22 protein-coding genes are annotated in these 20,452 nt (G+C 70.4%); 12 read left to right on the top strand and 10 right to left on the bottom strand.

All coding sequences use genetic code 11. The features are described from left to right. Positions 1 to 107: 107 nt before the first annotated feature. Positions 108 to 1,679 (bottom strand): alpha/beta fold hydrolase, encoded by a 1,572-nt coding sequence (locus E1292_RS02145; RefSeq protein WP_132591412.1) that lies wholly within the window; start codon positions 1,677 to 1,679, stop codon positions 108 to 110. 180 nt (positions 1,680 to 1,859) lie between these two features. On the opposite strand from E1292_RS02145, the gene E1292_RS02140 reads away from it, so the two are divergent. Continuing rightward, entirely contained in the window at positions 1,860 to 2,402 is a 543-nt protein-coding gene (locus tag E1292_RS02140) for an MOSC domain-containing protein (protein WP_132591410.1), read from the top strand. 77 nt (positions 2,403 to 2,479) lie between these two features. On the opposite strand, the gene E1292_RS02135 is transcribed toward E1292_RS02140, so the two are convergent. Next, positions 2,480 to 3,061, bottom strand: coding sequence for a YceI family protein (locus E1292_RS02135; RefSeq protein ID WP_132591408.1), 582 nt, complete (start codon positions 3,059 to 3,061; stop codon positions 2,480 to 2,482). A 145-nt stretch (positions 3,062 to 3,206) separates the two neighbouring features. Between E1292_RS02135 and E1292_RS02130 the strand changes: the two genes are divergently transcribed. The 3 genes from E1292_RS02130 to E1292_RS54760 all read left to right on the top strand — a co-directional run bounded on the left by E1292_RS02130 (position 3,207) and on the right by E1292_RS54760 (position 6,782). Continuing rightward, entirely contained in the window at positions 3,207 to 4,373 is a 1,167-nt protein-coding gene (locus tag E1292_RS02130; protein ID WP_132591406.1) for an acyl-CoA dehydrogenase family protein, read from the top strand. A 98-nt stretch (positions 4,374 to 4,471) separates the two neighbouring features. Further along, complete coding sequence (locus E1292_RS02125; protein WP_132591404.1) at positions 4,472 to 5,350, top strand: alpha/beta fold hydrolase; 879 nt, start codon at positions 4,472 to 4,474, stop codon at positions 5,348 to 5,350. Positions 5,351 to 5,414: 64 nt separating this feature from the next. After that, positions 5,415 to 6,782 (top strand): serine/threonine-protein kinase, encoded by a 1,368-nt coding sequence (locus E1292_RS54760; RefSeq protein ID WP_132591402.1) that lies wholly within the window; start codon positions 5,415 to 5,417, stop codon positions 6,780 to 6,782. Between the two features lie 124 nt (positions 6,783 to 6,906). On the opposite strand, the gene E1292_RS02115 is transcribed toward E1292_RS54760, so the two are convergent. Both E1292_RS02115 and E1292_RS02110 read right to left on the bottom strand, forming a co-directional pair. Beyond that, a complete protein-coding gene (locus tag E1292_RS02115) occupies positions 6,907 to 7,941 on the bottom strand; it encodes an NAD(P)-dependent alcohol dehydrogenase (RefSeq protein WP_132591400.1) in 1,035 nt (344 codons plus the stop codon). Between the two features lie 100 nt (positions 7,942 to 8,041). Then, the gene (locus E1292_RS02110) at positions 8,042 to 8,479 is read right to left on the bottom strand and encodes a hypothetical protein (protein WP_246089870.1); all 438 of its coding nucleotides are present in this window, start codon (positions 8,477 to 8,479) and stop codon (positions 8,042 to 8,044) included. Between the two features lie 257 nt (positions 8,480 to 8,736). Here E1292_RS02110 and E1292_RS02105 point away from each other — a divergent pair, with 257 nt between their 5' ends. After that, a complete protein-coding gene (locus tag E1292_RS02105; RefSeq protein WP_132591398.1) occupies positions 8,737 to 9,231 on the top strand; it encodes a DoxX family protein in 495 nt (164 codons plus the stop codon). A gap of 64 nt (positions 9,232 to 9,295) precedes the next feature. Here the strand turns inward: E1292_RS02105 and E1292_RS02100 are convergent, their stop codons facing one another. After that, the gene (locus E1292_RS02100; protein ID WP_132591396.1) at positions 9,296 to 9,730 is read right to left on the bottom strand and encodes a CBS domain-containing protein; all 435 of its coding nucleotides are present in this window, start codon (positions 9,728 to 9,730) and stop codon (positions 9,296 to 9,298) included. A 174-nt stretch (positions 9,731 to 9,904) separates the two neighbouring features. Here E1292_RS02100 and E1292_RS02095 point away from each other — a divergent pair, with 174 nt between their 5' ends. Further along, a complete protein-coding gene (locus E1292_RS02095; protein ID WP_342775593.1) occupies positions 9,905 to 11,065 on the top strand; it encodes a DUF418 domain-containing protein in 1,161 nt (386 codons plus the stop codon). Here the strand turns inward: E1292_RS02095 and E1292_RS02090 are convergent. From E1292_RS02090 to E1292_RS02075, 4 genes are all read right to left on the bottom strand, one after another. Next, a complete protein-coding gene (locus tag E1292_RS02090; RefSeq protein ID WP_132591574.1) occupies positions 11,046 to 12,296 on the bottom strand; it encodes a serine hydrolase domain-containing protein in 1,251 nt (416 codons plus the stop codon). The two genes, E1292_RS02095 and E1292_RS02090, sit on opposite strands and share 20 nt — an antisense overlap. A 134-nt stretch (positions 12,297 to 12,430) precedes the next feature. Next, the gene (locus tag E1292_RS02085) at positions 12,431 to 13,348 is read right to left on the bottom strand and encodes a CPBP family intramembrane glutamic endopeptidase (protein ID WP_246089868.1); all 918 of its coding nucleotides are present in this window, start codon (positions 13,346 to 13,348) and stop codon (positions 12,431 to 12,433) included. 212 nt (positions 13,349 to 13,560) lie between these two features. Then, the gene (locus E1292_RS02080) at positions 13,561 to 13,992 is read right to left on the bottom strand and encodes a hypothetical protein (protein ID WP_132591394.1); all 432 of its coding nucleotides are present in this window, start codon (positions 13,990 to 13,992) and stop codon (positions 13,561 to 13,563) included. 48 nt (positions 13,993 to 14,040) lie between these two features. Further along, the gene (locus tag E1292_RS02075) at positions 14,041 to 14,694 is read right to left on the bottom strand and encodes a 4a-hydroxytetrahydrobiopterin dehydratase (protein WP_132591392.1); all 654 of its coding nucleotides are present in this window, start codon (positions 14,692 to 14,694) and stop codon (positions 14,041 to 14,043) included. A gap of 145 nt (positions 14,695 to 14,839) precedes the next feature. Here E1292_RS02075 and E1292_RS50775 point away from each other — a divergent pair, with 145 nt between their 5' ends. Continuing rightward, positions 14,840 to 15,418, top strand: coding sequence for a Mu transposase C-terminal domain-containing protein (locus tag E1292_RS50775; protein ID WP_165974319.1), 579 nt, complete (start codon positions 14,840 to 14,842; stop codon positions 15,416 to 15,418). Here the strand turns inward: E1292_RS50775 and E1292_RS55605 are convergent. After that, complete coding sequence (locus E1292_RS55605; protein ID WP_369334329.1) at positions 15,363 to 16,097, bottom strand: LLM class flavin-dependent oxidoreductase; 735 nt, start codon at positions 16,095 to 16,097, stop codon at positions 15,363 to 15,365. The two genes, E1292_RS50775 and E1292_RS55605, sit on opposite strands and share 56 nt — an antisense overlap. A 185-nt stretch (positions 16,098 to 16,282) precedes the next feature. On the opposite strand from E1292_RS55605, the gene E1292_RS02050 reads away from it, so the two are divergent. The 5 genes from E1292_RS02050 to E1292_RS02030 all read left to right on the top strand — a co-directional run bounded on the left by E1292_RS02050 (position 16,283) and on the right by E1292_RS02030 (position 20,361). Then, on the top strand, positions 16,283 to 16,549 hold the full coding sequence (locus E1292_RS02050) for a DUF8094 domain-containing protein (protein WP_132591390.1): 267 nt from the start codon (positions 16,283 to 16,285) through the stop codon (positions 16,547 to 16,549). Between the two features lie 229 nt (positions 16,550 to 16,778). After that, positions 16,779 to 17,936, top strand: a complete 1,158-nt coding sequence (locus E1292_RS02045) for a DUF418 domain-containing protein (RefSeq protein WP_132591570.1) — start codon at positions 16,779 to 16,781, stop codon at positions 17,934 to 17,936. Positions 17,937 to 18,202: 266 nt separating this feature from the next. Further along, positions 18,203 to 18,592 carry a hypothetical protein gene (locus E1292_RS02040; RefSeq protein ID WP_132591388.1) on the top strand — a complete coding sequence of 130 codons (390 nt, stop codon included), beginning with the start codon at positions 18,203 to 18,205 and terminating at the stop codon, positions 18,590 to 18,592. 195 nt (positions 18,593 to 18,787) lie between these two features. Further along, positions 18,788 to 18,994: a cold-shock protein gene (locus tag E1292_RS02035; protein ID WP_055509312.1), complete on the top strand. Its 207-nt coding sequence runs from the start codon at positions 18,788 to 18,790 to the stop codon at positions 18,992 to 18,994. A 143-nt stretch (positions 18,995 to 19,137) separates the two neighbouring features. Next, positions 19,138 to 20,361: a PP2C family protein-serine/threonine phosphatase gene (locus E1292_RS02030; RefSeq protein WP_132591386.1), complete on the top strand. Its 1,224-nt coding sequence runs from the start codon at positions 19,138 to 19,140 to the stop codon at positions 20,359 to 20,361. The last annotated feature ends 91 nt before the right edge of the window (positions 20,362 to 20,452 follow it).

Here is a 20,452-nt window from a genome sequence, read left to right as displayed (position 1 = left end):
GGGCGCGACCGGAGACCGCCACGTGCCGGAAGAACGCCGAGAGGGCGGCATCCGGGGATGCCGCCCTCGAGATGGCCCGCGCCGTTCAGATCAGCGCGGGCCGGTGCTCAGGAGAGGCCGGCCGCGGACGCGACCGGGCTGCCCCACTTGAGCCCGTCCGTCGGCCACACCTCCTTCTTCAGCATCTTGAGCGTCGGGTCGGTGCCGCCGACCTCGCAGCGGGCGCCCTTCTTGGGCATCTTCAACGAGATCAGGTACTCGTCGAAGGGCACGGTGCTGCACCTGTCCTTGCCGTAGATGCGGTGGCCCCAGCCCTCGTAGGTGAGGAGCACAGCCTTGGAGCCGAACTGGCGGGCCACGTTGGCGGACCAGATCCACGGGGTGGAGGGGTCGTGGATCGAGTTGCCCAGCAGGATCGGGGCGTCACCCGTGTAACGGAGCCGGTGCTGCGGGTTGTTCGTGGGATGGCCCAGGCAGACGGGCAGGTCCTCGACCGGCATCGGGTTGAGGCGCATGTCGGGGGCGATGCGGGAGGAGATGTGCATCAGCGCGGCGTACTCCCGGTAGTTGCGCACCGGAAGCTTGTAGTCCTCGCAGAGGATCGTGGTGTTCAGCTCGACGGTCTCCCCCGACACCGGCTGCCGCCCGGGCAGCGGCGGCACCTCGTCCGGTAGCGGGCCGCCGTCGAGGGCGTTGAGCATCTGGCTCAGCAGTTGCCAGGCGGGGCCCTCCGTGCCGAGCACGCCCTGCCACAGGACCTGGATCTCGGTCATCGGGCGGTCCTTGACACCCGGGTAGTACAGCTTGCCGTCACGCGCCTTCTTCAGCAGCCGCTCCCACACCGCACGGACGTCCTTGCCGTGCAGGGCGCACGCGGTCTCCTGCTCGCACCAGCCGACGAACTGGTCGAACGCGTCCTCGACGGCGGCGGCCTCGGTGGTCAGGAACGCCGCGACGCCGAGGCTGTGGTCCATGTTGCTGTCGAGCGCCATGGTCCGGATCTTGTCCGGGAACAGCTCGGCGTACATCTGGCCGATCAGCGTGCCGTACGAGATGCCGTAGAAGTTGAGCTTCCCCTCGCCGAGGGCGGCGCGGATGGCTTCCACGTCACGGGCCACGCTGACCGAGTCGACGTGGTCGTAGAGGGGGCCGGTGCGGGCCCGGCAATCCTCGCGCAGTTCCTTGGCGAAGGCCTTCCACTTGTCGAAGTCGGCCTGGCTCTTCATGACGGCGTACGGGAACTTGTTGTACACCGACGCCGAGCAGGTCACCGGATGGCTGCGGCCCACGCCCCGGGGGTCGAAGCCGACGATGTCGAAGTGTTTGCGCAGCTCTTCGGTGTAGGACCCGGGCGCGGCGTAGACGGCCTCCACGCCGGATCCGCCCGGGCCGCCGGGGTTGATCACGAGGGATCCGACCCGGGCCTGCGGGTCGAGGGCCTTGCGGCGGGCGAGGGAGATCTGGACCTTGGGACCGTTCGGCTCGGACCAGTCGATCGGCACGGCGAGCTTGCCGCACTCGGCTTCCGGCTCCTCCTCGCAGGGCGCCCAGGTGATGCCGCCCTTGACGGCGGCCCCCGTGGCCCCGTCCGCGGCGGCCGCCGCCCCGGCCGTCGAAAGGGGTAGCAGCGCCGCCAGCACCGTTAACGCGGCGGCGAGCAGGGAAGATCGTCTTCGCACGTTGCTCCAATCGTCAATCGATCAGCCGGGCGCTCGCGCGGCACACGGCCAGGCCTGATCATCCCTGGCCGCAGGGGCGCGTGTGGCAAAGCTGAGAAACTTGGCGCAAAGTGCAGCTAACTCGGCATCTGCCAAACTGGGTGTCCCAACAGTCCACGCCACACAGGGGGACAGAACCGTATGAACGGGACGGTCACGGCGGTCAGCAGCAACGGCGAGTACTCCTTCACCAAGCCGAACCGGGAGAGCATCACCCTGCTCGCCGGCCTGGGAGTGCAAGGCGACGTGCACGCGGGCGTGACGGTCAAGCACCGCTCCCGGGTGGCCAAGGACCCCACCCAGCCCAACCTGCGCCAGGTGCACCTCATCCACGAGGAGCTGTTCGCGGAGCTGGGCGAGGCCGGCTACACGGTCAAGCCGGGCGAGCTGGGGGAGAACGTCACCACCAGCGGCATCGACCTGCTCGGCCTGCCGGCCGGCACGCTGCTGCACGTCGGCGAGCAGGCCGTCGTGGAGGTCACCGGGCTGCGCAACCCCTGCGTGCAGATCGACAAGTTCCAGGACGGCCTGCTCAAGCAGGTCGTCGGCCGCGACGAGGCGGGCAATGTCGTACGCAAGACCGGCGTCATGAGCGTCGTCAGGACGGGCGGCGTCGTGCGCCCCGGCGACCCCGTCAAGGTGGAGCTCCCGGCCGGGCCCCATCGCCCGCTCGATCGTGTCTGAGCCCTGGCCGCCTCGACGCACGCCGGCCCGCCGCGCCCCAGGGCCGCCTCAACGCACGCCGGCCCGCCGCCGCCTGATCACGGGCGCGGCGTGCCCTCCTCCGGCTCGAGGCCGATGTCGAACCGCACCTCGACCTCGTCGCTGAGCTTGAGCGCGCCGAACAACGCCGAATAGGGCCGGATGCCCCACCGGGACTGCACGATGACCGCCGAGCCCCGCACCCGGCCCTCGGCCAGCGAGCCGCGCACCTCGGCCGGCCGCGTGACACCGACGAGGGTGAGCTCGCCCTCGACGCGGAACTCCTCCGGGGTCCCCTCGACCCTGGTCGACCGGAACGTGATCGTCGGGTTGCTCCGGGTGTGCAGGATCTTCTCCCGCATGATCTTCCCGATCTCCCGGCGGTCCGACTCCGTGAGCGGCTTGACGCCGCCCGTCCCTTCCCTGACGGCGAGCGAGTCCGCGTCGACCTCGACGGTCACCCGGGAACCGGCCGGATCGGCGGGATCGAGCGCGGGACCGACAACGGCCTCGCCGTGCCAGCGAGTGACCTCGATCGTGAGGTCGTGACCGGCCTTGGCGCCCAGCCCGGTGCGGGTCGTGTGCACCAGCAGCCGCCCCGACTCGGGCCCCAACCTGTAGCCACCTGCGGAAACGTCCATTCTGCCAGGTTAGCCCCGCCTCGGGCGCCCGGCGCGGCCAGGCATGCCCGCGCCGGACCTCGCACGCCCGGCGGCTGGACAAGGAGCGGCTGACGTGATCTGACAGAGAAGGAGTGCCATCGATCACGGACAGGAGCACCTGGAGATGAGCGACACGCGGCGACTGCACACCGCCGGCACCACCCTGCTGGAGCGAGCCCGCGACCTGCGCCCCCTGATCGAGCGCGAGGCGGGCGCGGCGGAGGCGCAGGGCAGGCTGACCATCCCCGTCGTGGACGCCCTGCACGAGGCAGGTCTTTTCGGCGTATGGGTGCCCGTTCCCCTCGGCGGCGCCGAGTCGTCCCCCCGGGAGCTGATCGCCGTCTTCGAGGAACTGTCGTACGCCGACCCCTCGACGGGCTGGGTGGTCATGGCCACCACCCTCGAGAACGGCACGGCCGGGGCCTACCTGGGTGACGACGCCGTCGAACGCATCTTCGCCGGCCCGCGGATGCCGCTCGTCGCTGGCCAGGGCACCAGGCCGGGCACCGCCGTACGCGAGGACGGAGGGTTCCGCCTCAGCGGGCAGTGGAGTTTCGCCTCGGGCATGCTGCACGCGCAGTACGCCCACAGCCTGGGCGCCGTCGAGGGCTCCGACGAGGTGCGGATCTTCATCACCCCGCTGGACGACGTCAAGATGCTCGGCAACTGGGACGTCCTGGGCCTGCGCGCCACGGGCAGCATCGACTACGCCATCGACGGAGCCTTCGTACCGGAGTCGCAGTCGCACGTGTTCACCCAGAACGAGCCGCTGCGCGGCGGCGCGCTCTACCGGCTCGGCCTGGTCGACCAGGCGCTGATCTGCCATTCCGGCTGGGCGCTCGGCGTCGGCCGCCGGCTCCTCGACGAGCTGATCCGGCACGCGGGTGCGCGGGCGGGACGGCCTGGCCAGCTCGCGGACAGTGACGCCTTCCACACCGGCTTCGCCCGGGCGGAGGCGGCGTTCCGCGCGGCCAAGGCCCTGGTGCACGAGACGTGGGACGACGCGGAACGCACCCTGGACGCGGGCCGCACGCTCGACGTGCGCCAGGAGACGATGGTGCGGCTGGCGCTCAACCACGTCACCTCGACGATCGCCGAGGTGTCCCGGTTCGTCTACGCGTCCGGCGGCACCTCGGCGCTGCGCGACGGGCTGGTGCAGCGGCTGTTCAGGGACGCCCACGCCGGCACCGCGCACATCACCTCGGGGCCGCAGGTGCTCAAGGAGTGCGGCCGCGAGCTGGCCGGGCTGGCTCCCGGCGAGTCGTGGGAGGTGTTCGACCTGCGCCCGTAGATTCCCGCACGCGGGAATCTACGGGTCGATCGCGCGCGGACCGATGAGTTTCGCCGCCGCGGCGGGTCTCCATCAGCGTGTCGAGAAAGGACGAACCCATGGCCCATACCCTCGAGGTGCCCGGCGGCACTCTGCACTACGACGTACGGGAGGGTGAGACGAGCACCGCGCCGATGTTGCTGATGATCGGCTCGCCGATGGATGCCAGCGGCTTCACCGGCCTGGCCGCACGTTTCCCTGACCGTACGGTGGTCACCTACGACCCGCGCGGGATCGGCCGCAGCGCCCGCACCGGCGGCGGCGAGTCGACGCCCGAGCAGCACGCCGACGACCTGCACCGGCTGATCGGCGCGCTCGGCGGCGGGCCGGTGGACGTCTTCGCCAGCAGCGGGGGCGCCGTCAACGGGCTTGCGCTGGTGGCCAGGCACCCGGAGCAGGTGCGTACGCTCGTCGCGCACGAACCGCCCGCCGCCCAGGTCCTGCCGGACCGCGAGCAGGCGCTGGCCGCCGTCGTCGACATCCGCCGCACCTACGACCGGCACGGGTTCGGACCGGCGATGGCGAAGTTCGTCGCGGTCACCAGCCTGCGCGGCGAGATCCCCGCCGACTTCGCCGACCGGCCCGTGCAGAGCCCCGCCGAACTCGGGCTGCCGTCGGAGGACGACGGTTCCCGCGACGATGTGATGTTCGCGCAGAACCTCATGACCTGTACGCACTACGAGCACGACTTCGAGGCGCTGCGCGCCGCCTCGACCCGCGTGGTCATCGGCGTCGGAGCCGAGTCCGAGGGCGAGATGGCCCACCGCGCGGGCGTGGCCGTCGCCGGACGCCTCGGCACGGAGCCGGTCACCTTCCCCAGCCACCACGGCGGGTTTCTCGACGGCGCGTTCGGCATGAAAGGCGACCCGGACGCCTTCGCCGCCACGCTCCATCAGATCCTGGCCGGTGACCGCCACACCACTCCACGGGAGACGTAACGGTAGAGCAACAGTGTGTGACGAATCCGTGGCACACGGATCTTGTTCGGGTAAACCTCCCGTCATGTCGGTTACGCCCTATCAAGGATGGTTGCTGGCCGGGCGGTACCGGCTGCTGGCCGAACTGGGCCGGGGTGGCATGGGCACGGTCTGGCGCGGCCACGACGAGGTCCTTGACCGCCAGGTCGCGGTCAAGGAGATCAGCCTGCCCCACCGGCCAGGACCCGAGCGGGAGGCGTTGCTCGGGCGCACCATGCGCGAGGCCCGCCTGTCCGCCCGGCTGAGCCATCCGAACATCGCAGTCGTGTACGACGTGGTGGAGGCCGACGAGCGGCCGTGGATCGTCCTGCAGTACGTGCCCTCCCGCAGCCTGGACGACCTGGTCAGGGAACGCGGACCGCTGCCCGCCACCACCGTGGCTCGCGTCGGGCTGGACCTGCTGGACGCGTTGCGCGCCGCGCACGCGAAGGGCATCGTGCACCGCGACGTCAAGCCCGCGAACGTGCTGATGACCGACGACGGCCACGCCGTGCTGACCGACTTCGGGCTGGCGACCACGCTGGACGACCAGGCGCACCTCACGCGGGAGGGCATCGTGCTCGGCACGCCCGCCTTCATCGCCCCCGAGCGGGCGCGCGGCGGGCCCTCCACCCCGCAGGCCGATCTGTGGTCGCTGGGCGCCACCCTGTACGAGGCCGTCGAGGGCCGCTCCCCCTTCGGCGACAGCGGCGCGCTGGCCACCCTGAGCGCGGTGCTCACCAGCAGCCCCGCCCCGTTGCGGCAGGCCGGGCCGCTCGCCCCGGTCATCACCGGCCTGCTGGACAAGGACCCCGGGCGCCGCATCGGGACCGCCGAAGCCCACCAGGAACTGCTCCGGGTGGCGGAGCAGCCGGCCCACCACAAAGCCGCTCCGAGCCGGGCCGAGCCCGCGTCCCTCGTCCCTGCCGACGGCGTCCTCTTTCCCATCCCGGCCCTGGGCGGCCGCCCGCGGGCGGGCGCGCCCGGACGGTGGCGGCAGGCGGCCGCCTTGACCGCCCTGATCGTCGCGGTGCTCGCCACGACCTCCTGGCCCGATGGCGAGGTCGCCGGCCCCCGCCACGAGAGGTCACGCGCCGAATCCGTCACGTACCCGGCGCCGCAGCCCAGCGGCGCGATGCACGCCTACCGCGTGTCAGCCGACAGGCCGCCCGAAAGCGACCCGTCCCGGACCGCCCGGCCGCCCGAAAGCGACCCGTCCCGGACCGCCCGGCCGCTCGACGACCCGTCCCGGACCGCGCAACCGCCCGATGACCCGTCCCAGGCCGCCCGGCCGCGCTCCACCGGCGGAGGGCGCCCGGAGCGCCTGCCGCCGGGGCTGGCCAAGCAGGGCGGCAAGGCCAAGCGGGCCACGTACGCGAACCCCGGCAAGGGCTGGGGACGCGGCCGCCGCTGAGCGGATGGCCGGCGTGTGCCTCCCACGCCGCGCACCCGCTGACGCATGCCGTCGAGTCCGAACCCGTCAGCGGGCGTCTGCGGGTCGACCCGCCCGCGTACTCCCGGTGCTCAAGCCCCGACCGTCAGCCCCTGGCGGGCACGAGGATGCCGCGACCCTGGAGGCGCCCGCCGTCCAGGTCGTCCATGGCGTCGTTGACGGCCTCCAGCGGGTACGTCCTCGTGTGCAGGCTGACCTTGCCCTGGGCGGCCAGGGCCATGAGCTCGTCCAGGTCGTTGTAGGAGCCGACCAGGTTGCCGATCACGTTGATCTCGGTGGAGATGATGTCGATCGTGGGGATCTCGACCCGCCCGCCGTAACCGATCACGAAGTACGACCCCGCGCGGCGCATCATGGCCACGCCCTCGGCCTCGGTGCCTCCTTCGCCGACGAAGTCCAGCACCACGTGGGCGCCCTGCCCGCCGGTGAGGTCGGCGACCGCCTCGACCTGGCGGCCGTCGGCCTGGACGGTGTGTGTGGCGCCGAGCCCCTGGACGAGTTCGAGCGCGGCCGGTGACCGGTCGACGGCGATGATCTCGGCGGGCGTCATGGCGGCCAGGCACTGGACGCCGATGTGGCCCAGCCCGCCGGCGCCGATGACCACTACCTGCGTGCCCGGGTAGAGGAGCGGTACGGCCTTGCGTACCGCGTGGTAGGCGGTCAGGCCCGCGTCGGCCAGCGCCGCGACGTCCGCCGGCTGCAGCGAGGGATCGAGCTTGACCACGGAGCGGGCGGTGGTGAGCAGCAGTTCGGCCATGCCCCCGTCAGTGTCGATGCCGGGGAACTTCGAGGCCGAGCAGTGCACGTCGTCGCCGGCGCGGCACGCCCGGCACAGTCCGCACGTGACGAGAGGGTGCAGGATGACCGCGTCACCGGGCCGGACGCCGGTCACGGCCGAGCCGACCTCGCGCACCCAGCCGGCGTTCTCGTGCCCGATCGTGTACGGCAGGGTCACACCCGATTTGCCGGCCCACTGGCCTTCGACGATGTGCAGATCCGTGCGGCACAACCCGGCGCCGCCGATCTCGACCAGCACATCCAGCGGGCCGCCGATCGCGGGCTCGGGGACGTCCTCGACGACCGGACGTTTGTCGTACTCGTGCAGGCGTACCGCGCGCATCGCCACTCCCTGTCCGACAGATGGGTCGTAGCTCGATAGTTGGTGCGTCCGCCGCGAATGGTCAACGCCCGGTGGCTCATGAAGGGGTAAATCCCTGCTCTCAGTAGATGCGGTACTTCTTGCCGCAGTTGTCGAACTTGCCCGCCCAGCAGGTGAACGTGTACACCTTCTCGATCCCGTGCCCCCGCCAGGCGCCGGCGACCTGGCCGTCCCACGCCTTGTTGAACCTCTTCCAGTGACCGTTCTGATACACCTCGAACCACACCCACGCCTGCTTGCCACCACGCTTGTCGACCCCGTACCACTTCGTGAACACCTTCCCGTGGCTCTTCCAGGCCTTACCGAACGTGTACGCCTTGTGATCACTGGAGAAGAACTTCCCCCAGCTCGTCGTGGAGTGCGTGCTCGCCTGGGCGGCCGCCGGAGCCAGGGCCAGACCGGTGACCGCCATCGAACCGGCCAGGGCCGAGACCGTCAGAGCCTTGCGCATGCAGATCTCCTCCTTCGTCAGGTGCCGCCTGGGGATCCCGTCCGGCACGGCACCGACTCTAGGAAGACCGCCCACGATCATCTGTGCACGAATCCACACATCCGACGTGATGGGCACCACAACGCATGGGGGTCCGCGCTCGGTACGACGCCGCCCCCGGCTACCCCGTGAGGCGAAGGCGGGCCGGCGCCGGCGTACGCGGGACGGCGTAGCCGGGTCGCCGCTCACCGGCGGATTCCTCGGAGGGCGGATCCGGCGACGCTTGGTCGTGTCAGCAGGAAACGACGGAAGAGAGAAGCAAGCAGATGACTGCCACGTACACGAAGATGCTCGCCACGACGACCGAGTGGCTCGCCCGCCACAGCATCGACGCCCTGCGGATCAGCGTCGGCCTGGTCTTCCTGGGGTTCGGGTTCCTGAAGTTCTTCCCGGGTGTCAGCCCCGCGGAAGAACTCGCGGTGGGCACGCTGGAACAGCTGACGTTCGGCGTGGTGTCGGGCGGCGTCGCGCTCGCCGTCGTCGCCGCCACCGAGTGCTTCATCGGGCTGACCCTGATCACCGGGAAGTTCCTGAAGGCCGGTCTGCTCGTGATGGCCGGTGCGCTGGTGGGGTTCATGTCACCGCTGGTGCTGTTCTTCACCGACATGTTCCCCGGTGGCCCGCCCACCCTGGAGGCCCAGTACATCCTCAAGGACATCGTGCTGGTCACCGCCGCCATGGTGATCGCGGCGCGGGCGCTGGGCGCGCGGCTCGTCCCGGCCCGCGAGCGGACGGTTTCGGACGTCAAGCTGGCCGCCTGACCGGGACGGCGAGGCCCCGCGGGACGCTCCGCGGGGCTTCACCCTGTCCGATCGCGCTTCCCGGTCAGGAATGCGCGTAGATCCGGTGCACGAACTCGGCCAGCTTGCTGTCGGGCAGTTCCTTGGCCAGGTCAGCCTCGGTGATCATGCCGATGATCCGGCGTTCGCGGATGACGGGCAGCCGCTTGATCTGGTGCTGCTCCATCTTCTGCAGCGCCTCCTCGACGCTGTTGTGGGCCTCCACCCACACCAGCCCGTGGGCCAGCTCGCCCGCCATGGTGGAGTCGAGATCCTTGCCCTCGGCGCAGCATTTGATCACGATGTCGCGATCGGTGATGATCCCCTTGAGGCGGTCGTCGTCGCCGCAGATCGGCAGCGCTCCGACCGACAGGTCGCGCATCATGCGCGCGGCGGTGCGCAGGCTGTCGTGCTCGCCGACGCACTCCGCTCCCTGGTGCATGACGTCCTGGACCGTCTTCGCGACCCCTGATGTGTCCATCGTCGCCTCCTTCAACAGGATTGACGGAACCTCAACGCCCCCTACCCACCAGGTTGCGGCTCAGTACCCGTGCGCCGCCGACCGAAGTCGGGGCGCCGTACACCTATCGGCGTACGGCCGTTTTCGTCAGGCGGGACGATGGCAGCGGGCTGTGGCGGCAGCAGGCTGGGAACCGTGAAAGGACGCATAGACGCACTTGACGTGCTGCGCGGCGTGGCGATCATGGGCACGCTCGGCACCAACATCTGGATTTTCACCGCCCCGGCCGGCCCTCTGGACGTGCTGCAGATGAGCGGCGGCGGCAGCGCGGTGGAAACCTTCGTGCGCTTCCTGTCCAACGGCAAGTTTCTCGGGTTGCTGACCCTGCTCTTCGGCATCGGCCTGGAACTGCAGTACCGCAGTGCCGTGCGCAAGGGCCTGGCCTGGCCAGGGCGGTATCTGTGGCGCTCGGCGCTCCTGCTGGCCGAGGGCACGCTGCACTACATCCTGATCTTCGAGTTCGACGTGCTGATGGGCTACGCCGTCACCGCCGTGATCGTCGCGTACCTGGTGGGCAGGAGCGAACGCGCGATCACCGGCTGGATGGTCGGCATGGGGACGCTGCACGCCGCCCTGGTCGGCCTGGCCACGGCAGGGCTGCAGGCGCCGGCCACGGGCGGCGGCGCGAGTTCCCTCTACACCGAGGGAAGCTGGCTCGACCAGGTCGGCCTCCGCCTGCAGTACGCCGCCCTCTTCCGCATCGAGCTGATCTTCATCGTCCCCATGGGCGTCGTCCTCTTCCTCCTCGGCGCCCGCCTCCTCCGGGCCGGGCTGTTCGAGGAACGCGGCGCCCGGCTGCGCAGGAGGCTGGTCGCCGTCGGGCTCGGCGCGGGCGTGCCGCTGAACCTGGCCACGTCCTTCGCCGGCCCCGGCTGGTTCGTGGTCGACCGCTACCTGCTGGCTCCCCTGGTCGCCCTGGGCCTGCTCGGACTGATCACCACCATCGTGCTCGGCCTGCGCGGCGCCCCCGGCGTGGTACGGCGGGGGCTCACGAACGTCGGGCGGGCGGCGCTGTCCGGCTACGTGTTCCAGAACCTGGTGGCCGGCGTGCTCTGCTACGGCTGGGGACTCGGGCTGGCGAGCCGGCTCGACGCATACCGTCCCTGGTGGGTGCCGGTCGCGTGGGCGGCGATCTGCCTGCTGATCATGGTGCTCTCCTCGCTGTGGCTGCGCCGGTTCCGGCGCGGGCCGATCGAAACGGCCTGGCAGTGGGCGTACCAGGCGCCGTTCAGGCGCGCGGACGCCGCCCGTGCGCCTGAGCGGAGCGGAAGCCGCGTCAGAAGTACTTCGGGGTGAGGTCCGTGGTCGGCCAGGTCTTCACGGCGCCACTCGCCCTGCCGAGGAGGGGGTCGATCCCGTCGAAGTCCGGGCTGCCCTCCTCCTCCCTGCGGTTGAAGATCGCGCAGTAGCTGACGCCGTGCTGGATGCGCGCGAAGAAGCTGAACGTGCCGGGCATGCTGCCGTTGTGCCAGGTGTTCAGCCCTCCGGCGTTGTTCTTGCGCACGTGCCAGCCGAGGCCGTACCAGGAACCGCCGGAGTTCTCGCCGAGCTCGGGCTTGGCGAAGATGCGCGAGATCGACTTGGAGGTGAGCACGGGCCCGGCGCCGTCGAAGACGAAGCCCCACTTGACCAGGTCGACGGCGGAGGCGAGCCAGCCCCCGTTGGCGTCCTGGTTGGGCATGTTGAAACCGCCGTAGGGGTAGGGCACGGTGTCGCCCGACGGGTTCACGACGCTTTTCCTGGTGTACTTCGACTCGTAGGGCACCTCGCTCGAGAACGCCTCGGAGCGCAGGCTGCGGCCGAGCCGCATCCGCTCGATCTCGACGGGGGCGAGCAGCTTGCGCCGCACGTACGTCTCGTACGGCAGGCCCGAGACCCGCTCGACGAGCCGACCGGCCAGCATGTAGCCGTAGTTGCTGTAGACGTACTTCGAGCCGGGGGCGAAGTCGAGTTTCTTCGCGGTGGTGTACTTCATGATGTCGGCGTGGTCGATCGGCAGCGGCACGTCCAGAGACGCCGCGATCGTGGTGTCGTTCCACAGCGGGTCGGTCGTCACGCCTCTGTCCCAGCCGCCGGTGTGCTGGAGCAGCCGCCAGAGGGTGACGTTCGCCAGCCGGGGGTCGGCCTCGGTCGGCAGGTCCAGCAGGTCGGCGACCTTGTCGCCCAGGCTCAGCTCGCCGTCCTGCGCCAGCCGGACGATCGCGGCCGCGGTCAGGCTCTTGCTGAGGCTCGCAATCCTGAAGAGGGACGTCGGCTGCACCTTCGCCGTGGAGCCGTCCGCCCGGGTGTAGGACCCGTAACCGCGGGCGAGCAGGATCTTGCCGTTCTTGGCGACCGCGAGTTGGGCGCAGGAGATGTCCCGCTCCTTGATGTACGCCTTCAGCGCCTTGTCGAAGCCGGCCAGCGACGTCGGCACGACACCGGTGGTCGGTGGCTCGGCCGACTCGGCCCACGCGGGAGACGTCCCGAGCGCGATCGCCGGCACGGCACCCGCACCCGCCTGAAGGAGCCGTCGCCGGCTGAGCATGGTCACATTTCCCCCTCGTGTCACAAACCGCGTCTTTACTACCACAGTCCACACACCGGACGACCCGAGCCGGGCGTCAAGGGCGTACGAGCAGCAGGGCAGAGGGCTGGACGGTCCGTCAGGCCCGCGAGACGTCAGCTGCAGCCGACGGCGGCTCCGGCCACCTGGACGTCGGCCGTCGTGCCGCCCTGCGAAGCGCGGCGCGGGCGGCGGTGCAGGTGGCCGCGGCGGCGGGCCATCCGCAGGAACAGCACCGTCGGCACACTGCACACCAGGATCGCGACGACGCTCGCCTCGGGCCCGAAGGCGCCGCCGGTCAGCGCCGCCGGCCCGGACATCGTCGCTTCGAGCAGCCCGTGCGACTCCGCTCCCGAACCGGAGACGGTGACCCCGAAGATGCCGGCTTCGGCGGCGTTCCAGCCGAGATGCACTCCTATGGGGACCCACAGACTGCGCGTGGCGGCGTACGCGGCGCCGAGCATCAGTCCCGCCTCGATCGCGATGGCCAGCGCTCCCCAGCCCGTGGCGTCCGGGTTGACCAGGTGAAACGCTCCGAACAACACGCCGGAGACCAGCAGGGCGCCCCACGTGCCGGCCATCTCCTCGACGATGCGGAACAGTACGCCGCGGAAGAGCAGTTCCTCGACGACCGCGACCGCGCACATCGTCCCGAACACGGTCACCGCGCCCCCGAACGACCCCCACCCGGCGACGCGGTAGCCGCCGAACACGGCGATGACACCGATCGTGACCGTGAACAGCGCCAGACCGGCGAGCGTCCACCGCCACAGCGCCGACACGGCCTCCTCGCGGCCCGGCAGCAACTCCATCACGTGCCGCCGCTCGGTGGCCCGCACCGCCATCGCGTACACCCACATCGCGAACGCCGCGCCAAGACCGCCGCCCACCAGGCCGCCGACGGGCCCGGTGGCCATTCCGGCGGCGAGCGCGTCGACGACGGCGGCGACTCCGACGAGCAGCGCGATCATGATCAGCAGCCGGGCCATCGGCCGGGACCACCACCTGGCCTCCGCCACGGGAAGCACCCGCACGTCCGTCTCCATCGAACTGACCTCCGCCCTCACGGCCCCGCGGCACCCCGCCGCGGCCACGCCAAGGACGCTACGGCGGGAGACCAGCTGAGATCATCACGCTGGAGTGGGCAGCCGGGGTAGCTCGCTCGGGGGATCAGCAGGAAGCCCACCCGGTGGGGAAGACGACGCGCGCCGGCGCCGGCCAGGGGCGCTCGTCGGTTCTCGACGGCTCAGGGTGCCGTCTCGTGGCCAGGGCGGCCGGGGGTGCGGCGGCGCTGCTTCAGCTCCGCCTCGTGCAGGTGGCGGCGCCCCCCGGCCAGTTCCTCGCGGATCTCGCGTTCGAGGCCCTGGAACTCGCGGTAGTAGCCGTCGTCGTACTCCTCCACGAGCTGGAACGTCCACCGGCCGGCGAGGACGTTACGGCCGATCAGCTCGCGCTCGATCCGGTCGGCCCACGCGTCGTGCCCGCCCTGGCGCAGCAGCTCCACCACCCGGTCCAGCGCGAAATCGGCGCTGCCCGTGAGCTGGTGCATGGCGTACAGATGGCCTCTGGCCCGGTGGATCATCTCCAGAGCCTCGCTGAAGCCGCCCAGCGCCTCGACGGTGACGTCGTCCAGCCCCGCTGGGCGGCGGTGAGCGGGGTCGGGCACACGTTCTGTCATGAGGTCACTGCTACCCCACCGCCCTCACCTCTATCCGGCGAGACGCGGTCAGCCGCGATCCTGCCAGGTGCACAGGCAGACCCGGTTGCCCTCGGGGTCGGCCAGCACCCAGAAGCTCGGCGCCCCCTCGTCGTCCACGAGCGTGCCGCCGGCGGCGAGCGCGGCGTCGATGCGCGGCCGCACCTGCTCGGGATCCACCCACACGTCGAGGTGCCAGTGCTGGCGGGGCTCCTCGCTGCCGGACTTCTGGAACCAGAGCGCCGGCAGCGCGTCGTACGGGTCGCGCACCTCGTCGTCGACCCCGGCCTCCGACTGGTCCTTCATGGCCAGCACGGCACCCCAGAACGGCAGGATCCGCTCGTGGGACGGGGTGTCGAGGGCGAGCTCCATGCGGGAGACGCTCGCGCTCTCCAGCTCCACGCCGGTGTCGGCGGCGATCCGGGAGATCGTACGAGCCAGCCGGATGTCGCGGTCGGTGACCCCGCGCTCGTCATGGCTGCTGAGCCGGACGTCGACGTGGGTGTAGCGCAGGTCGAGATCGGGATGGTGGTCCATCTCCTCGGCCGCCGCGCCGATGGCGTCGACGACGGAGAGCCCGGTCGCGAAGTTCCCCGTCCTGATGCGGGTGTGCAGGCCGCCGAGCAGGAGAACCCACCCGTCCAGCGCCTCGTCGGCGATCTGCTGTCCAGTGAGCTTGGTCATGGGTTCATGCTGGCGTACCGCCCGCGGATGAGGAAGACCGGCCCGCCGTCTCGGGATCGCCGTCTCGGGATCGCCGTCTCGGGATCGCCGTCTCGGGATCGCCGTCTCGGGATCGCCGCCTCCGAGGCGCGGGCTCGGGCTCGGGGTGACGACCCGTTCGTTATGGCATCGCGCCTACGTCGGCAAAGACGTCGTCATCCGCTACGACCCCCGGGACATGGCCGAGATCCGCATCTACCACGACGGACCCGCGCGCCCGCGCCGTGCCGCACAGCAGCAGCTCGTACACCGAACGCTGATCAGTGACGAGGCCGACCGGGCTCAAGACCCCAGCCTGGAACAACCGCGCGACCACTACGACCGCAGCCAGCTCGGTCTGATCCTCATCGGCATGCCCGGCATCGGAAAGCGCCTGGCCCGCTACCTCCAGCTCTACAGCCGCATCGGCTGGTGTGCGGCCCTGGTCGTGCTATTTCGCGATCGCTTCGCGTATGGCCGGGGCGATCTCCTGGGCCCAGCGGGCCAGCGTGGTGAGGTCGGAGGCGCCGTGGCTGGAGGAGAAGAGTATGAAGCCCGACGCGCCGTGTTCCGCCGAACCGCCAGCCAGACGTCTCAGGCGCGTCGAGGCAGGCAGACCAAGGCCGGGTGCAGTGACGCTGGCGGTTACTTCAGCTTGGACATGATCGAGGCCAACCCGTCCAGCGCATCCACGCGGTCCACATAGCGGGTGATGCCCCACCGCCTTTCGTGTTCTTGGACGGAGGAAAGGATCTCCTCCTCCGTCCCTGCGAGGATGAAGGGCGAGGCCAGCAGGTCGGTCTCAGGTTGTGCCCATCGGCAAGGGTGCGCCCGAAGCCGGTGAGGCCGACCACGTCGGCGTGCGCACCAGCCCAGCGCAGGAGTCGCGAGTTGCTGCCCCCGAGGGTCAAGGGAATCCTCGTCTGAACAGGCATCGGACTGCTCAACCGAGCAGAGCGGGCTACCAACTCGGATGTGTCTACATCGATCTCCTCACCGTCGAGCAACGCGCGGACAGCCTCGGCCACGGCCACGCACCTCCGCACCCTGCCTCCGACATCGGGACGGCTCCGACCCACCGCGTCCCACTCACCGGGAGTATGACCCGCGCCCAGTCCAAGCCGGGCCCGCCCGCCGGACAACACATCCAGCGTGGCGGCATCCGCGGCCAGCAAGAGCGGCTCCCGCACGCCCGCGTTCGAGACATACGATCCAAGACCGATCACCGAAGTGACCGGTGCCGCCGCCGCAAGCGCGACGAACGGTGAGGCGGTGACGCCCGGATGATCGGCGGCAAGCAAAGCATCGAAACCGGCACTCTCGCACCGTCGCGCCAGGTTGGTCCAGGACTCGACGTCAGCGGCATTGGCCTGAAGGGAAAACATCGCCATGCGGAGGCAATGCCGCAGCTAGGTGGACTGTTGCCCAGGTTCCGCTACGAGCAGACGGGGTTCCCCTCGAGCGTCAGGTCGGTGACCACGGTCTGCTGCGCTAGGGAGGCGCCGAGGACACTGGCGTAGTTGGAGGCACCTCAGAACAGGCAGACGCCGGCGATGACGCGCCGTGGTTCATGGCCGGGTTCCGCCGCGAGGGCGGCACCTCCTGGTCGCATGCGGTCTCCAAGAAGACGCAGGACGGCTGGTGCATGACCCTCATGTCCGTCACCTCGGCCAGGTCGCGGCCGCCCGCCGTCGCCCGCGACGGGAACGGCATGGCCACCGCGCTCGCACCGGACGACGGCGCTGCCCTCATCGCCTCGCCTCGGGGGATCGCCCAGGCCCACGCCCGCCTGCAGGCCGCGTTCGGCCAGGACCGCTCCGCCCGGCTACGCCCGTAAGGCCGGCCACAGGACGGCCGGGATCTACCTCGCCGTCGTGCCACGGTCGCCCGGCCTGGTGCGCGTCCCGCGGAATGGTTCATCAGCCTCGGCAGCACCGGCTCCTGACCCGCCGCCGCGCCGAACAGTGCACCTAAGTACACCCCTGCCGTGCCCTCACCCTCATTCCGGCCCCTGACCTGGCTGATTAGCGTCGAAGCCAGTATCCAAGGGGGTTTCAGCCGTGAACATGTCACTCCAGTCCTCGACCTCACCGAAGGGTCCGGTCGCCCCTGCCGCGCGGGCGCCCGCCCCGGACCTCGCCCGCGGCATCATGTTGCTGGCGATCGCGTACGCGCACGCGCCGCTCTACGTGCAGACCGTCGACCGCGGCCCGTCGCTGCTCAACGACGTCCTCGCCTTCCTGCACCAGCTTCTGATCAACAACCACGCGCGGCCGATGTTCGCGTTCCTGTTCGGCTATGCGCTGGTGCAGTTGCTGAACCGGCAGTTGGAGCGCGGCAACGACTGGGTGAGCGTGCGCAAGCTGCTGCGCCGCCGGGGCTGGTGGTTGCTCGCGATCGGGTTCGTGCACGTCCTGGTGCTCGTCCCGCTCGACATCCTGGCTCCGTACGGCATCGCCGCCCTGCTCTGCGTCGGCCTGCTGCGGGCCAAGGACGCGACGCTCCTGTGGGTGTCGGGCATCGCCCTGGTGCCGTCGGCGCTGATGGTCGGGCTCGTCATGTGGTATCCGCTGTCGGGGGAGATGTCGACGTACGAGGCCGGCAGCATCGCCCCCGGCGCGCTCGGCCCTGTCGAGATGCTGGTGGGCCGGATCGTGGCCTGGCCGTTCGGGCTGGTCATCGGCCTCATCATGGTGATCCCCGGGGTGTTCGCCGGGATCTGGGCCGCGCGGCGGCGGCTGCTGGAGGAGCCCGTCCGGCACCGTTCGCTGCTGATCCGCGTCTCGGTGATCACCACGGCGGTGTCGTTGCTCGGTTCCGTTCCCGCGGGGCTCATGCAGGCCGGCTGGTGGGCCGAGCCGTCGAGCACGGCGGCGCTGGTCGCGTCGCTCATCCAGCCGCTCACCGGGCATTTCGGCGGCATCGGCCTGGCCGCGATCATGGGGCTGGCCGCGATCCCGGTCATCCGGCGGCCGAACGCCCTGGCCACCGCCCTCCAGTCGCTCGGTCAGCGTTCCATGAGCCTGTACCTCTTCCAGTCCGTCGTGTTCGTCGCGCTCTTCTTCCCGTACGGGCTCGGCCTGCAGGACGACCTCGGCCTCGCAGGCGCCACGGGAGTGGCCACGGCGACCTGGCTGCTGTCGATCCTCATCGCCGACCTCATGCGCCGCGCCGGGCACCGCGGCCCGGCGGAGATCCTGCTGCGCCGCCTGGCCTACCGGTGACGGGTTCACCCTCTGTCCGCCCAGCGGGTGGCCGCGGCCGGTGTCACACCGGATCGCGGCCACCCGTCCGCGCGTCCGTGCCGGGACAGGGTGCGGAGCACGGCGTGGTTCGCGGCACAAGGATTCGTTGACAAGCCTGGGGCCGCTCCACCGTGTGCCGGACCGACGCCTGCGGATAAGGTCGAAAGCCAACCTGGGAGCGGAGGGAACCGATCATCACCAGCGACCACTCCCGCCCGTACGACGCGGGATCGCCGCGCCGCCGGGTGACCGAGGCGGCGATCCTGAGCGGCCACGACCAGACCCGGGCCGACATCGCCCAGTGGACGTGCCCGCACGGGCAACATGCCGGGAACGGCTGCGTCACCTGCTACCACGCCGCGGGCGACGCCGACCCGGCGTTGCCGCTGTGGGATGTCGCAGTGTGGTTCACCTCGGTGCGGCCCATCCCGATCAGGGCACTGCACGACGTGCACCGCCATGACCGCCAGTTCGCCATCGACCAGCCGTCGACGCCGCTGGTCTACCTGCTGAGCGGGCAGGCCAGAGCGGCGCTGGGCGCGGAGGCGGTCGCGGGCGTGGTCGGATTCCTGGTGCAGAACCAGCACATCGTGGACGAGTTCGTCGTGACGGAGGTTCGTGCCGTGCACTCATGATGCACATGCGCAGGCGATGTGTGATAGCGTGGACACAGTTGCAGATGTGTTACCCATAAGACTTGTGCGCACCTGACGAGATTGATCTTCAGGTGCGTTTTTTGTTTCCGGTCATCTCCGGATGGGCTCATTCCAGCGACGCGGGGTCCGTAAAGTGCGGATCTCGTCTCCGCCTCCTATCTAAAGGAGATAGACATGGCGACCGGAACCGTGAAGTGGTTCAACTCCGAAAAGGGCTTCGGCTTCATCGCGCAGGACGGCGGCGGCGCCGACGTCTTCGCTCACTACTCCAACATCGTCTCCAACGGTGGCTACCGTGAGCTGACCGAGGGCCAGAAGGTGGCCTTCGACGTCGTCCAGGGCCAGAAGGGCCCGCAGGCGGAGAACATCGTTCCCGCCTGACACGGCATCAAGCTCGCAGATCCGGGGCCCGCACCAGCACTGGTGCGGGCCCCGGCTCGATTATGGGAGCAACCGCTCGTGAGGTGAGCAACCCCTGGGTAAGACGCAGATGTAACGGGGGGGTCGCAAGGAGAGTTCTGCGCATGCGGAGTGACGGCGAACTGATGCTGGGTGGTCTGCTGGAAGCGGTCCACCTCGTCGCGCTGGAGCAGGTCCCCCGTGTGGTGGCGGAGCATGCGCGGCTGGCCGGATTCACCCGGACCCTGATCTACGTGACCGATCTGCAGGAGCAGCGCCTCGTGCCCCTGCCCGGCCAGAGCGGCGACAACGGCGAAGCGCTCGATCCGATGCTCATCGACACCACGCTCGCCGGACGGGCCTTCCGGAACGTGGAGGTCGTACGCAGCCGGCGAGGGCCGGCCACCACGCTCAGGCCCGAGGAGGAGCTACGGGTGTGGGTGCCGATCCTGGACGGCACCGAGCGCCTCGGCGTGCTCCAGGCGACCCTGCCCGACCTCGGAGAGCTTGCCGAGCGGCGGATCATCCAACTGGCCTCGCTCCTCTCGATGATCCTGGTGAGCAAGCGCACCCACAGCGACTCCTACGCGCGGCTGGTCCGCGTCCAGCCGATGACCCTGTCGGCCGAGGTGCTGTTCAACCTGCTGCCGCCGGGCACGTTCGCCAACGAGCGCGTGGTGGTCAGCGCCGCCCTGGAGCCGGCGTACGAGGTGGGAGGCGACGCCTACGACTACGCCATCGACGGCGACATCCTGCACGTGTCGATCTTCGACGCCATGGGCCACGACACCTCGGCCGGGCTGACCGCCACCGTCGCCATGGGTGCCTGCCGTAACTCCCGGATCCAGGGGGCGGACCTGCCCACCGCCGGCGAGGCGATCGACGAGGCGATCGCGGAGCAGTTCACCGGGCGGTTCGCCACCGGGATCCTGGCCGACCTCGACCTGCGTACCGGCGAGCTCAGCTGGGTGAACCGGGGCCACCACCCGCCGCTCGTGCTGCGCGGCGGCCGGTGGGTGGCCACGCTGGCCGCCGAACCCGACCCGCCGATGGGCTTCCGGCTGGGCCCGGGCACCGGGCTGCTCGGCTATCAGCTGCAGCCGGGCGATCGTCTGGTCTTCTACACCGACGGGATCATCGAGGCGCAGAGCCCGGACCGGGAGTTGTTCGGGCTGGAGCGGTTCATCGACTTCCTCATCCGCCACGAGGCCGACGGGCTGACCGTCCCCGAGACGTTGCGGCGGCTGATCCAGGCCATCCTCAAGCACCAGCGCGGCAGGCTCCAGGACGACGCCACCGTGCTGGTGGTGGAATGGCAGAGCCGGACGCCGGAACGGCTCGTGCTCTGAAGCCCCCCACCACACCCGACGCCCTGCAACCCTCAGCGCGCTCGTGCGCTGAAAGCCGCATTGCGCCGGACGCCCTCCGGTTCTCCGTCAG

This window comes from Nonomuraea deserti, assembly GCF_004348685.1.
In the GTDB taxonomy this organism is placed as follows: domain Bacteria; phylum Actinomycetota; class Actinomycetes; order Streptosporangiales; family Streptosporangiaceae; genus Nonomuraea; species Nonomuraea deserti.
The sequence above is the reverse complement of the archived record's forward strand: the minus strand, read 5'-3'. Positions and strand labels throughout refer to the sequence as shown.

Excerpts from the sequence above, each read along its gene's own strand:
- E1292_RS02140 (WP_132591410.1), top strand. The coding sequence starts at position 1,860 with ATGAACGGGACGGTCACGGCGGTCAGCAGCAACGGCGAGTACTCCTTC.
- E1292_RS02135 (WP_132591408.1), bottom strand. The coding sequence starts at position 3,061 with ATGGACGTTTCCGCAGGTGGCTACAGGTTGGGGCCCGAGTCGGGGCGG.
- E1292_RS02130 (WP_132591406.1), top strand. The coding sequence starts at position 3,207 with ATGAGCGACACGCGGCGACTGCACACCGCCGGCACCACCCTGCTGGAG.
- E1292_RS02125 (WP_132591404.1), top strand. The coding sequence starts at position 4,472 with ATGGCCCATACCCTCGAGGTGCCCGGCGGCACTCTGCACTACGACGTA.
- E1292_RS54760 (WP_132591402.1), top strand. The coding sequence starts at position 5,415 with ATGTCGGTTACGCCCTATCAAGGATGGTTGCTGGCCGGGCGGTACCGG.
- E1292_RS02115 (WP_132591400.1), bottom strand. The coding sequence starts at position 7,941 with ATGCGCGCGGTACGCCTGCACGAGTACGACAAACGTCCGGTCGTCGAG.
- E1292_RS02105 (WP_132591398.1), top strand. The coding sequence starts at position 8,737 with ATGACTGCCACGTACACGAAGATGCTCGCCACGACGACCGAGTGGCTC.
- E1292_RS02100 (WP_132591396.1), bottom strand. The coding sequence starts at position 9,730 with ATGGACACATCAGGGGTCGCGAAGACGGTCCAGGACGTCATGCACCAG.
- E1292_RS02090 (WP_132591574.1), bottom strand. The coding sequence starts at position 12,296 with ATGCTCAGCCGGCGACGGCTCCTTCAGGCGGGTGCGGGTGCCGTGCCG.
- E1292_RS02080 (WP_132591394.1), bottom strand. The coding sequence starts at position 13,992 with ATGACAGAACGTGTGCCCGACCCCGCTCACCGCCGCCCAGCGGGGCTG.
- E1292_RS02075 (WP_132591392.1), bottom strand. The coding sequence starts at position 14,694 with ATGACCAAGCTCACTGGACAGCAGATCGCCGACGAGGCGCTGGACGGG.
- E1292_RS55605 (WP_369334329.1), bottom strand. The coding sequence starts at position 16,097 with ATGTTTTCCCTTCAGGCCAATGCCGCTGACGTCGAGTCCTGGACCAAC.
- E1292_RS02050 (WP_132591390.1), top strand. The coding sequence starts at position 16,283 with ATGGCCGGGTTCCGCCGCGAGGGCGGCACCTCCTGGTCGCATGCGGTC.
- E1292_RS02045 (WP_132591570.1), top strand. The coding sequence starts at position 16,779 with ATGTCACTCCAGTCCTCGACCTCACCGAAGGGTCCGGTCGCCCCTGCC.
- E1292_RS02035 (WP_055509312.1), top strand. The coding sequence starts at position 18,788 with ATGGCGACCGGAACCGTGAAGTGGTTCAACTCCGAAAAGGGCTTCGGC.
- E1292_RS02030 (WP_132591386.1), top strand. The coding sequence starts at position 19,138 with ATGCGGAGTGACGGCGAACTGATGCTGGGTGGTCTGCTGGAAGCGGTC.